This window comes from Kitasatospora cheerisanensis KCTC 2395, from assembly GCF_000696185.1.
GTDB classification, from domain to species: domain Bacteria; phylum Actinomycetota; class Actinomycetes; order Streptomycetales; family Streptomycetaceae; genus Kitasatospora; species Kitasatospora cheerisanensis.
Genome location: NZ_KK853997.1, coordinates 6874318 through 6886328 on the forward strand (window position 1 = coordinate 6874318; position 12011 = coordinate 6886328).

At 75.1% G+C, this 12011-nt stretch carries 13 protein-coding genes and 1 pseudogene; 5 read left to right on the top strand and 9 right to left on the bottom strand.

The genetic code is table 11. The features are described from left to right. Nucleotides 1-62: 62 nt before the first annotated feature. Nucleotides 63-461: pseudogene (locus KCH_RS47450) on the top strand (DUF2398 family protein); the annotation flags it as partial. 159 nt (nt 462-620) lie between these two features. Here KCH_RS47450 and KCH_RS30895 read toward each other — a convergent pair. The 9 genes from KCH_RS30895 to KCH_RS30935 all read right to left on the bottom strand — a co-directional run bounded on the left by KCH_RS30895 (nt 621) and on the right by KCH_RS30935 (nt 8611). Further along, on the bottom strand, nt 621-833 hold the full coding sequence (locus KCH_RS30895) for a cold-shock protein (protein WP_035868414.1): 213 nt from the start codon (nt 831-833) through the stop codon (nt 621-623). A 75-nt stretch (nt 834-908) separates the two neighbouring features. Further along, nucleotides 909-1091 (bottom strand): hypothetical protein, encoded by a 183-nt coding sequence (locus tag KCH_RS30900; RefSeq protein WP_035868417.1) that lies wholly within the window; start codon nt 1089-1091, stop codon nt 909-911. Between the two features lie 32 nt (nt 1092-1123). Beyond that, entirely contained in the window at nt 1124-2233 is a 1110-nt protein-coding gene (locus KCH_RS30905) for a bile acid:sodium symporter (protein ID WP_035868420.1), read from the bottom strand. Between the two features lie 269 nt (nt 2234-2502). Next, entirely contained in the window at nt 2503-4140 is a 1638-nt protein-coding gene (locus KCH_RS30910; RefSeq protein WP_035868423.1) for a BCCT family transporter, read from the bottom strand. A gap of 75 nt (nt 4141-4215) precedes the next feature. Continuing rightward, nucleotides 4216-4845, bottom strand: coding sequence for a TetR/AcrR family transcriptional regulator (locus KCH_RS30915; RefSeq protein WP_035868426.1), 630 nt, complete (start codon nt 4843-4845; stop codon nt 4216-4218). Between the two features lie 84 nt (nt 4846-4929). Continuing rightward, a complete protein-coding gene (locus KCH_RS30920) occupies nt 4930-5862 on the bottom strand; it encodes an acyl-CoA thioesterase (RefSeq protein ID WP_035868429.1) in 933 nt (310 codons plus the stop codon). A gap of 39 nt (nt 5863-5901) precedes the next feature. Next, nucleotides 5902-7251, bottom strand: a complete 1350-nt coding sequence (locus KCH_RS30925; RefSeq protein WP_157032460.1) for an MBL fold metallo-hydrolase — start codon at nt 7249-7251, stop codon at nt 5902-5904. 383 nt (nt 7252-7634) lie between these two features. Beyond that, entirely contained in the window at nt 7635-8090 is a 456-nt protein-coding gene (locus tag KCH_RS30930; RefSeq protein ID WP_035868432.1) for a MaoC family dehydratase, read from the bottom strand. A gap of 101 nt (nt 8091-8191) precedes the next feature. After that, nucleotides 8192-8611 carry a pyridoxamine 5'-phosphate oxidase family protein gene (locus KCH_RS30935; protein WP_035868434.1) on the bottom strand — a complete coding sequence of 140 codons (420 nt, stop codon included), beginning with the start codon at nt 8609-8611 and terminating at the stop codon, nt 8192-8194. A 168-nt stretch (nt 8612-8779) separates the two neighbouring features. Between KCH_RS30935 and KCH_RS30940 the strand changes: the two genes are divergently transcribed. From KCH_RS30940 to KCH_RS30955, 4 genes are all read left to right on the top strand, one after another. Beyond that, nucleotides 8780-9616 (top strand): hypothetical protein, encoded by an 837-nt coding sequence (locus KCH_RS30940; protein ID WP_035868437.1) that lies wholly within the window; start codon nt 8780-8782, stop codon nt 9614-9616. A gap of 378 nt (nt 9617-9994) precedes the next feature. Next, nucleotides 9995-10387 (top strand): hypothetical protein, encoded by a 393-nt coding sequence (locus tag KCH_RS38090; protein WP_051653644.1) that lies wholly within the window; start codon nt 9995-9997, stop codon nt 10385-10387. Beyond that, entirely contained in the window at nt 10381-11295 is a 915-nt protein-coding gene (locus tag KCH_RS30950) for a hypothetical protein (RefSeq protein ID WP_157032266.1), read from the top strand. The genes KCH_RS38090 and KCH_RS30950 overlap by 7 nt, the downstream gene beginning before the upstream one ends. A 75-nt stretch (nt 11296-11370) precedes the next feature. After that, entirely contained in the window at nt 11371-12003 is a 633-nt protein-coding gene (locus KCH_RS30955; protein ID WP_035868444.1) for an SAF domain-containing protein, read from the top strand. Nucleotides 12004-12011: the final 8 nt, after the last annotated feature.

Here is a 12011-nt window from a genome sequence, read left to right on the forward strand (position 1 = left end):
GCTGGCCGCCCGCCGGACCCGAACTGACGGTCCGCCGGCTGCTCGCCGAGACCCCCGTCGTCCTGCTCGACGACCTCGCGCCCGCCGAACGCGCCCACCTGCTCGCCGCCGTCCCCGCCGAGACGGAACGATTCGCCGACGTGCTCGGCCTGACCGCCGAGATCCGCGCCGAGGGCATCGCCCTGCTCGACCCCGCCGACGAACTCACCGACCTCGCCCTGCCCGGCCCCGGCACCCTCGCCCAGGCCGCGCTGCTGCTCGCCGAACGCCTGGTCGAGGACCTCCGCCCGGTCGACACCGACACCGCCCCGCCCGCCGTGCTCATCCCCGACGCCCTGATCGACGGCACCCTCGGCGACATCACCGACGACTACGGCATGAGCGCCGGCTGGGACGCCGGCTACCTCGCCGACCTGGCCGCGTTCCGCCGCGACGCGCTCGACCTGCTGCACCGGATGGGCCTCGCCGCCCCCGCCGGCCGCAACTGGCTGCTCCGCGCACCCGCCGCGCGCTACGCCCCCCGCGCCGAACTCCAGCCCGCCCCGGCTCCGGCCGGCACTCCCGCCCCGCGACCGGCCCGGGCCAGCCCAGGGGCCGCGACCGGCAGGCGGCGCGAGGGCTCACGGGGTGAGCGGGCGGACCCGCTCGGCGACCGGCCGGAACTCCTGCACGGTGGCGTCGTACTGGACCCGCTGGCCCTGGTGCAGGAAGCGGTCGTCCTCCGGGGCGAGCACGGAGTCGTAGTAGACGGCGACATCGGGGCCGCCCGAGTCGGGGGCGATGTAGCCGTAGGCGTGATGGATGTCGAACCACCGCACGGTGCCGGTCTCCATGGCGGGACTCCCTTCCGGCCGGTCACCCTCAGTATCGGACGGCGCCCGGGGGCCCACCACTCGTTCGGAGCAGCGTCAGCGCTGCGCGGCGCTCACCGCCGGGCCCTGGTGGCGGACGGTCTCCACGGTCGCGCCCACGCCGAAGGAACCCAGGGCGACGGAGGCCGCGACGGCGGCGCAGGCGAGCAGTCGTCGGTGCCGCTTCGGCAGCGGGAAGCGCAGGTCCGGGACGACGACGGCGGCAGTGCGGGCGTTCATGACAGGGAGCCTGCCAGGGCGGCGTTACGCGGTCACGAAACGCGGGTGAAATCCCGACGGGATCTCGGCGTCGGAACCTCCACAGCCGCATCGCCGCAGGTCGGGGCGGTGGCCGCGGGCGGGCGGAGCAGGCCCGGGAGGAAGGACGCCAGCACCTGCTGGGCCGCGCCGTAGAAGAAGATCGGCAGCAGCACGGCGGGATGGCCGCCGAACTGGCTGCCGGCCAGCGCCGCCGCCGCGCTGGTGTTGTTCAGCCCCGAGGCGAGGGTGAGCGTGGTGCGGGCCGCCGGCGGGGCGGGGGAGCGGCGGGTGGCCAGCCAGCCGGCCAGGAACGGGCCCGCGCAGACCAGCCCCCCGCAGGCGGCGGCCACCGCGACCAGCCGCGGCTCCGGCCGCAGCTCGATCTCCCGGGCCACGCCCGCCGCGTTCAGCCAGGTCAGCGCGAGCGCGTTCAGCAGACCCGCCAGGCGCAGCCGGGGCAGCAGCGCCGCCCGCAGCCGGCCGTCGAACGGGCGGCGGGTGGCGCGGCGGGCCAGCAGGCCGGCCAGGCACGGCAGCACCACCCACAGCGCCATGAACCGGCAGGTGCCGTCGGAGCGGGCCAGCGCGTCCAGCGCCCGGCGCGGGCCGCCGCTCTCCGGCTCCTCGGCCAGGGCCAGGCCGAGCGGAGTGGTGAGCGGGCTGAGCAGCGTCGTGGTGAGCACCAGCCCCAGCCCGAGCGGGGCGTCGCCGCCCGCCCTGGCCCCCCAGGTCTGGGCGGCGCCCGCGACCGGCATCGCCGCCGTCAGCGCCAGCCCCACCACCAGCCAGGGCGCCTCCCGCCCGTCCGGCCAGCACCCGGCGGCCGCCCGCTCCGCGCCCAGCAGCACCACCGCCCGCAGCACCAGCGCGATGCCGAGCCCGGCCAGCAGCAGCCCGGGCCGCAGCAGCGCCCGCCCGACGTCCGCCGCGCGGGTCTCGAAGCCGCCGATGAACATCGCCGCCAGCAGCATCGCCACCGGCGCCGTCACCCCGCCCGCCCGGCAGTGCCGCACCACCCCCGCCAGCTCCGGCGACAGCGCGCCCAGCAGGCAGGCCGCCAGCGTGGCGGCGGCGAGACGACGGCGCAGCGCGCGGTCGACGGCGGTGCACAGCGGACGCATGAGGGGCGGGCCTTCGGGGCGGGGCGGCGGAGCTGACGGGGCGTCGGACCGGCCCCGGGGCGAGCGGCCGGCGGCGGGGCTCCCGGCGGCCGGGCGGATGACGGCCGCCCGGCCGCCGCTCGGCGTGGAGTCCGACGGGGGTCAGCCTGCCACCGCCCGGAGCAGATCCGGACCATTACGAACTCTTGGTAAAGGCAGGCGAGTTGCCGCCGGCCCAGACGCCGCACGGGCCCACGGGCAGGCACGCCCGGGACGGCGGCGGGGCCGGTTCACTCCTGCGGGCGAGACCGGCCGGGGTATTCCTCGCCGACGCTGGTGCCGACGGCGTCGCGCAGGCCGTGGGCGGGGTGCAGGCGCGGCGGGCCGGCCGCCGGGTCGGTGCGCAGTTCGCGCAGCAGCGACAGGCAGAGCGCGAGCATCACCACCACGAACGGCAGCGCCACCAGGATGGTCGCGTTCTGCAGGGCCGTCAGCCCGCCCGCGAGCAGCAGGGCCGCCGCCACCGCCGCCATCAGCGCGCCCCACAGCACCACCAGCCAGGTGCGCGGGTGCAGCGAGCCGCCCGAGGAGAGCGAACCGAGCACCAGCGAGGCCGAGTCGGCGGAGGTGATGAAGTACAGCATCACCAGCACCACCGCCACCACGCTGGTCACCGAGCCCAGCGGCAGCGCCTTGAGCATCTCGAACAGCCCGGCGTCCGCGCCCCGCGGGATGGTCGCCACCAGGTCGGCCGCGCCGGTGGACTGGAGCCGGATCGCCGAGGCGCCCATCACCACGAACCACACCGTGGTCGCGCCGCTCGGCACCAGCAGCACCCCGACCAGGAACTGACGCACCGTCCGGCCGCGGGAGATCCGGGCGATGAAGGTGCCGACGAACGGCGCCCAGGACAGCCACCACGCCCAGTAGAAGATCGTCCAGGAGCCCAGCCAGTCCTCGTTGGTGAACGCCCCGGTCTGGGTGGCCAGCACGGCCAGGTCCGACAGGTAGCCGCCGGCCGTGGACGGCAGCGCGTCCAGCACGAACACCGTCGGGCCGACCACGAACACGAACACCATCAGCGCCGCCGCCAGCAGCACGCTGGCGGTGGACAGCCATTTCACCCCCCGGTGCACGCCGGACATCGCGGACAGCACGAACGCCCCGCCGAGCGCCGCGATGACGACCAGTTCGACGCCCTGGGTGGCCCGGACGTCCGTCACGTAGCCCAGACCGCCGGCCACCTGGATCGCGCCCAGGCCCAGGCTGGTCGCCGAGCCGAACACGGTGGCGAACACCGCCAGCAGGTCGATCACCCGGCCCGCCCAGCCGTGCGCCCGGCGCTCGCCCAGCAGCGGCACGAACGCCTCCGACATCCGGTTGCCCCGGCCCTTGCGGAAGGTGGTGTACGCCAGCGCCAGGCCGCCGACCGCGTAGATCGCCCACGGGTGCAGCGTCCAGTGGAACAGCGAGAACTCCAGCGCCTGCTGCGCCGCCGCCGCGGTCTGCGGGGTCAGGTCCGAACCCGGCTGCGGCTGCGCGTACAGCTGCAGCGGCTCGCCGACGCCGTAGAACAGCAGGCCGATGCCCATGCCGGCGCTGAACATCATCGCCACCCAGGCCAGCGTGGAGAACTCCGGCTGCTCGCCGTCCCGGCCCAGCGGCACCCGGCCGAAGCGGCTCACCGCGATCACCACGGCCAGCACCAGGAACACGTCCGCCGCGACCACGAACAGCCAGCCGAAGGAGTGCAGCACCCAGGACAGCGCGGTGTCCGAGGTGCGGCTCAGCGAATCCTGGGCGAACACGCCCCAGGCGATCACCGCCAGCACCGCGGCCGCGCCGACCCCGAACACCACCCGGTCCAGCGGGTGGGCGCCCGGCGGCGAGGGCTGACGATCCGACAAAGGCTCCGTAGGTGTGGACATATCAGGCACTATGTCCACAAACGGCAGCCCCGAGGGGCGCGGCACGCCGAGAGCACCGCACCCCGGGGCCGCGACTCAGGCCGCCGGCACCGGCGGCGGCTCGTACGGGGCCAGCACCAGCCGGACCATCTCCTCCAGCCGGGTGCGGGCGTCGTCCAGCGTGGACCGGCCGGTCACCCAGGCCGTCAACTCGCCCTGCCAGGCGTGCCCCACCATGTGCCGCACCAGCTCCCCGGAGGCCGGCGCGACCTCCGGCAGCACCGCGCCCAGCGCCGCCCGGTCCGCCCGGGCCAGCCCCTGGAGCGCCTCACTGGCGAACGGGTCGGTGGACGTCGCCACCGCCACCCGCAGCCGGGCCAGTTCGGGCTGCCGCTGGTACGCCCGCATCCCCCGGCGCACGAACCGCACCGCCCGCTCGGTCGGCGAGGCGCTGCGCCCCGCCCCCACCTCGCCGACCAGGTCGGCGAGCAGCAGCCGGTGCCAGTCCGCCATCGCCGCGGCCAGCAGGTGGTCCTTGGAGGAGAAGTACCGGTAGGCGGTGCCGAGCGCCACGCCCGAACGCTCCGACACCTGTTTCATCTGGAGGCGTTCCACGCCGATCTCGGTCACCAGTGCCAGGGCGGCGGACAGGAGGGAGCCGCGGCGTTCGAGCTGACGGGGGGACATCGCCTCCACCGGACGAGGTGACAGGTCAACCTTGGTCACCCGATCCATGATACGGGGCGGCCCCTCGCCGCGGTATGACGCGACAGGTCACCGCTCAGTGACGGTGCCCGCCGGCCCGTGCCCTCAGGGCGAGTTCGGGGCCTTCGGCCGCAGCTCGCGCAGCAGCGTCTCCTGCACCGCGGACGCCACCAGCACCCCGTCCCGGTCGTAGAACTCGCCCATCGCCAGGCCCCGCCCGTCCGACGCCGAGGGGCTGCGCTGTGCGAACAGCAGCCACTCGTCGGCGCGGAACGGCCGGTGGAACCACATCGCGTGGTCCAGCGAGGCCAGCGCCACCCGCGGCTCCGCCACCCGGTGCACCCGGTGCGGCTGGAGGTGCAGCGCCGTGGTCGAGGCCAGCGTCAGGTCCGACAGGTAGGTGAGCGCGCACACCTGCAGCAGCGGATCGTCCCCCGGCAGCGGGGCGGCCGTCCGCAGCCAGACGAACTGCTGCGGCACGCCCGGCAGTTCGGGCGGCAGGCCGGGGGCGTCGGCCGGCACGAAACGCATCTCCAGGGCCCGGAAGATCGCCGAGCGCTCGTACTCCTCCGGCGCGTCCCGCTGCCACGCCCGGTACGGGTCCGGCAGCTCCTCCGGGCCGGGCACCGGCGGCATGGTGCGCTGGCGGTCGCCCGAGGACTCCGGGCGCTTGAACGAGGCCGACATGGTGAAGATCACCTCGCCGCGCTGAACGGCCGTCACCCGCCGGGTCGCGTACGAGGCCCCGTCCCGGGCCCGGTCCACCTGGTAGACGATCGGCCGGCGGGGATCGCCCGGCCGCAGGAAGTACCCGTGCAGGCTGTGCACCGCCCGCGCCGACTCCACCGTCCGGCCCGCCGCGGTCAGCGCCTGCGCCGCCACCTGCCCGCCGAACGCCCGCAGCGGCGCACCCGCGTGGCAGCACCCCCGGAACAGGTTCTCGTCCAGCTCCTCGATGCCGAGCAGTTCGGCGAAGGAGGGCACTCCAGGCACGGACGGCGAGGGGAGGGAGACAGCGGAATCGGTCACGCGGCTCATGCTAGAACACGTTCCAGCACGGCCCGGATGTGGAACCGGTCACGTGAGTCGACTGCTGCCGCCGGCGGGGGTCAGAACAGGGGGACCTCGCCGTCCGGGCCGGGGGACTGTTCGGGCTCGGCGGCCGGGGCGGGCTTCGCGGAACCGCGGCGGCCGGCGGCGGACCTGGTGGCCCGGGGCCTGCCCGTGGCGGCCGGGCCGGCGGCGGGCTCGGCGGGCGGGCCGGCCTGGCGGCGGCCAGCGGGGCGTCCGGGCGCGGGGCGCGGTGAGGGCGGCCGGGGAGTCGGGGACGCCGGGGGCGAGGCCGTCCGGGACGAGCAGGTCGGCGCCGGACGGGGCGGCGGCGACGGCGCGCCACCAGAGTTTGACCGGCGGCGGGTCGGCGGGCTCGAAGGGCTTGCCGGGGCGGGGCACGGCCACCGTGACGCCGGCCGCGTGCGCGGCGGCCACGGTGCGCTCGGCGGGCTCCTCCCACGGGTGCGGGGCGAGGTCGAAGGTGCCCCAGTGGATCGGCACCAGCAGCTTCCCGCCGAGGTCGCGGTGCGCCTGCACCGCCTCCTCCGGCGTCAGGTGGACCTCCGGCCAGTGCTCCGAGTACGCGCCGACCTGCATCAGGGTGGCGTCGAACGGCCCGAAGCGTTCGCCGATGTCGGCGAAGCCCGGGAACCAGCCGGTGTCGCCGCTGTGGAACAGCCGGTGCCGCTTGCCCTCCACCACCCACGAGGACCAGAGGAACTTGCCGCTGGGGCGCGGGCCGCGCGAGCAGTAGTGGCGGGCCGGGGTGGCCGTCAGCCGCAGGCCGTCCAGCTCGACCGACTCCCACCAGTCCAGGTCGACGATGCGGCGCGGCGAGACGCCCCAGTGCTCCAGGTGCGCGCCGATGCCGAGCGGCACCGCGAACACCGCGTCACCGGCGGCCAGCGCGCGGACGGTCGCCATGTCCAGGTGGTCGTAGTGGTCGTGCGAGATCACCACCACGTCCACCGGCCCGAGTTCGGACAGCGGCAGCGGCACCGGGTGCAGGCGCTTCGGGCCGATCCAGTCGAACGGCGAGACGCGCTCGCTCCACACCGGGTCGAACAGCACCCGCACGCCGTCCAGTTCGGCCAGCACGGTGGCGTGGCCCAGCCAGGTCAGCCGCAGCCCGGACGCGGGCGGCTCGGACAGGTCGGCCGGCAGCAGCCGGTGCACCGGCACCGCGGCGGAGGGGGAGCGGCGGCCCTGATCGGACGTCAGCCTGGTGCGCATCAGCGCCAGCGGGGTGTGCCCGTACGCCAGCCGGCGGGTCGGCACCGGGTTGCGGAACGAGCCGTCCACGAAGTGCGGCGAGTTGCGGACCCGGTGCAGGCGGCCGCCGCGCGGGTCGGCGCCGAACGCGTCGGTGCGCATCCGGTGCCAGCTCTCCCGCGGCAGCGTCCGGTACGAGCGCTTCGCGTCGCGCAGCGCGAGCCCGGCCTCGGCGGCCAGTTCACCGGCGCGGAACAGCCAGGAGACGGGGCGGGACAAGGCACCTCCACGGTAGAACACCCGAACGGCGGCGTGCCGCGGCGGCGGAACGCGGTTGCGCCCCGCACGGTCGGACGGCAGGCCGGACGGCGCCGCCCGGACGGCCGGGGGACCCCGGAGCGGACGACGCTTCTCGAACCAGGACATTACCTTTCCAAACGTGCGAAACCAGCCGATCGGGCCTTCGGCGCGCCGATCGGAGCAACGCGAACGGACCGCCCCGGGATGCGGGACGGTCCGTCGGAGGAGCGGAGGAAAGGCGCAGGTCACGCCGGGTAGAAGCGGGTGATGGTCTCCGCGACGCAGTGCGGCTTCGGGGAGGCCTCGCTGGAGATGGTGAACCGGACCACCGCCTGCACGCCGCCCGGCACCTCGTCCGCCGACACCAGTACCGCCGTCGCCCGGACCGCCGTGCCCACCGGCAGCGGGGCCGGGAAACGGACCTTGTCCGAGCCGTAGTTGAGGGCCATCGCGATGCCCTCCACGCCGTAGCACTCCTTCGCCAGCACCGGCAGCAGCGACAGCGTCAGGTAGCCGTGCGCGATCGTCCCGCCGAACGGCGAGTCCTTGGCGCGCTCCGGGTCGACGTGGATCCACTGGTGGTCGCCGGTCGCCTCCGCGAACAGGTTCACCCGCTCCTGGTCGACGGTGTGCCACTCGCTGGTGCCGAGTTCGGTGCCGACGGCGGCGGTCAGGTCGGCGAGCGAGGCGAAGGTCGTCACGGTGCGCTCCACGGGGTGCGACGGGGCAGGGACGGCCCGGGCGGGCCGCCCCGCAGAGTATGCCTACTCGCCGGTCACCTGTCAGTGGGGGAAGAGCGCGGTCAGAGCGCCGGGTCGGGCAGCAGCCGGCGGCCGGAGACCAGTTCCGGGGTGATCGCCACGTACTCCGGGCCCGGCTCGGGGATCCACGGGCGCAGGCCGTCCGACTCCAGCGAGGCGCGCTCGTCGGCGTCCCGCACCACCTCGGCGCGGCCGTGCACCAGCACGCTCCAGCCGCAGCGGCCCGCCGGGTCGAAGTCGTCCACCTGGAACGCCGCCACCGTCCCGTCCAGCGCCCGCGCCACCCGGGTGCCGGTGCGCAGCGCCAGGATCAGCCGGCCGTCCGCGGCCAGCCGGAAGGCCACCGGCAGCACCGCCGGCAGCGCGTGCTCGGTGTACACCACGCGCCCCAACGGCACGGCGCCGAGCAGGCGCAGGCACTCGGCCTCGCTGAGGGTCTCCACCCGGTCGTCACGGTCCATAGGGTCGATGCTGCCGCGCCCGCACCCCCGGGGAACAGGGCCCATGGTCCCTGAGCTGGGGCTCATCGGACCCAATTCGGCCCGCGCCGACACCGCTCGGCGATACCTTGGCCTCCGGCCGCCCCACGGGAGGCCGGACGCGGCACGGCAGGCGAGGGGGCGGTACAGGTGAGCGGTGGCATCGAACTGGTGGTGATCGGCGCGGACGGCGGCCCCGAACGCGGCCACGGCGGCTCGGCCCGCGCCGCCGACGGCGCCCGCACCCTGGCCGCCGCCCTCCCCGGCCGCACCTTCGACGCCGGCACCCGCGGCAGCAACGTCTCCGTGCCGCCCGCCGACGGCGACGCCAACACCCTGCTCACCGCGCTGCGCCAGGCCGCCCAGCGCCCGGCCCGCTGGCTGGTGGTGTGCCTGCTCGGCCAACTGGTCGCCGACCCGCGCGGCCGCCGGGTCGCGCTGGTCACCGCCGGCTCCACCCCGGAGAACGCCTACCGGCGCGGGCTCGCCTGGGACTGGATCACCAGCGCCATGGTGCACGGCGAGCAGGAGGAGACCCTGCTGATCGTCGACGCGGTCGCCGACCGCGACACCTGGGCGGCGCTGCTGCGCGAGGACGGCGCGGGCGAACTGCTCGGCCACTCCCGGGTGCCGCTGTGGGGCCGGATCGGCCGGTGGAGCGCCGGCCGGCGGGGGCGCGACGGCGTCCTGCCGGGCGCGGAGGGCTCGTTCAGCTGGGCGCTCGGCCGAGTGCTGGAGCACGGCGTGCCCGGCGCGCCCGCCGCGGTCGGCCCGCTCGACCTCCAGCCCGCCGTCGAGGCCCAACTCGGCTGGGGCGAACCGGCGTCGGCCGGCGAGGCCCGGTTGCTGGTGCCGCGTGACGGAGGACGACTCCTGATGCGCAATCGGGCGGCCGTGCGCGGGGCGCTCGCCGGACTGCCGCTTTCCGATGAACTTTTGGCTGTTCTGTGGCGAGAAAGCGCCCCAACGGATCCGCCTTCCGCGTAAGGTCAGGACGTCCCGGGTGTTGCCGTGCCGGGGCGGGCTGGCGAAGAATCGACCTTCGAACGACCCGGAATCACCACAGGGGACGGCAGACGAGATCCGCGGTCCGGACCCGCCACAGGTTCGGCCGCGACAAGGTGGGGCTATGCGGCAGCGCGGAATTCTGGTGCGCCCTGGGGCGGTTGGGATCAGCGGGCTGCTCCTGCCTTTCCTGCTCACGGTTCTGACGGCCTGTGGAAGCACCGAAAAGGGCTCCGCCGACCGCCTCGGCACCCCCGCCTCCGGCCTGCCCGGGCCACCTCCTCCGCCGGCCCGAGCACCGGCGCCGACCGCTCCGCCGTCCCCGACCAGGGTGCCCAGGGCATCGAGGCGCACAACGCGGTGACGGCCTATCAGTCCTGGTGGGACGTCCGCACCGAGGTGTTCGAGCGATCGAATTCGGACGGAACGGCGCTCGGCCAGTACGCCACCGGCCCGGCCCTCAGCGAGGCGCTGCTCTCGCTCGCGAAACTGCACGACGCCAAGCTCGTCATGACCGGCGCACCGAAGACCTCACCCGTCGTCAGAAACCTCGACCTGAAGGCGAACCCGCCCACCGCGACGATCGAGGACTGCCTCGACGTCACCGGCTGGCACCAGGCGGACGCCGCCACCAAGCAGGTCAAGGATCCGAAACCGCGGCTGTCGCGCTATCCGGCGACCGCCCAGCTGAAGAAATACGGAAACCGCTGGCTGATCGCCGACTTCACCCCCGAGGTGGCCAAGACATGCTGAACTCCGCCTGGCGCGCTGCCCTCTGTGTACTGACCGGAATCGGATTGACGGTCGCGGCCGTTCCCGCGGCGAGCGCCGACGACGTGACGGAGTGCGCCGACCACACCATCTGCACCGGCGTCCACGACCCCGGCAGCACCGGCGCGCCGACCGGCGGCGGCTCCGGCGGCGGCGACTCCGGCTCCGACACCTGCGCCTGGAACGGCGAGCAGGTGCCGTGCTGGCGCGACGACCTCGGCTGGTTCTCCGAGGGCTGCTACTACCGGCTCGCCGACCCGCAGCCGCTGGAGTCCGAGGACGTCTGGGACGGGAAGACCGCCAAGGACGGCGCGATCTACGACCGGGCCTGCCTCGGCAACGAGGCGCCCGGCTCGGTGTTCCTCGCCAAAGCCCCCGGCAGCCCGCCGCCCAAGACCCCCCGGCGGCGCGCCTTCGACGCCCTCGGCAAGATCAAGATCGGCCTGCGCACCCTGCACGTCGCCCCGAGCACCGACGCGGTGGTCGGCTCCCCGGTGTGGCTCTGGTTCGACCCCGCCGACTTCACCGGCCCGCTCAGCGGCCAGGTCAAGGCCCCCGACTACGACGTCACCACCACCGTGACGCTGAAGCAGGTCATCTGGCACCTCGACGACGGCCCGGCCGGCGGGAACCGCACCCGCGACGTGGTCTGCGAGGACGCCGGCACCCCGTTCACCCCCGGCGGCACGCCCAGTTGCAGCCACACCTTCACCGCCACCTCCGCGCAGATGGCCGACCACGCCTTCACCGTGCGGGTCAGCCTGCTGTGGCGGGTGACCGCCAGGACCTCGACCAACGTCGACATCGACATGGCGGACTTCACCTGGCGCACCGACCTCGCCGACCCGGTGCTGCGCATCCCGGTCAACGAGGTGCAGGTGCTGAACTGACCGGCGCCTTGGCGCCGAACCAGCATTGACGTCCCATCACGAGTGAGAGGCCGCGAAGCGGTGGAGAACCGAAGCATGCCGACCCCGCCGCGCCGCCTCGGCGTCCGCCGGCGCCGGCCCGCCGTGCTGGCGATGGCCGCCGCCCTGATCGCCGCCGGCGGCCTCGGCGGCGCGGTGCTGTACAACAGCAGCGGCCAGCGGATCGCCGTCCTGGCGCTGGCCCGCGACGTGCCGATGGGCCAGGTGCTCAGCTCCGACGACCTGGTGGTGGCGCACATCGCCGGCGACCCCGCCCTGCACCCGCTGGACGCCCGCGACCTCGAACACACCGTCGGACTGCGCGCCACCACCGACCTCAAGCGCGGCGCGCTGCTGGTCAAGTCCGACCTCACCAGCGACCCGGCCACCCAGCCCGGCCAGCAGATCGTCGGCGTCGCCGCCAAGCGCTCCCAACTGCCCGCCACCCGGCTCCAGCCCGGCCTCCAGGTGCTGATCGTCTACACCCCCGACAGCACCAAGGCCGACGGCGCCACCCGCACCCCCGACACCATGGCCGCCACCGTCTCCGGCGTCGGCCGCGCCGACACCGACGGCACCACCGTCATCGACGTCGCCGTCGGCCCCAACGACGGCCCCCGGCTGGCCGCCTGGGTCGCCGGCGGCAAGTTCCAGGTGATCCTCGCACCCCGAAACGCCGGGGGCTCCTGATGACCGTG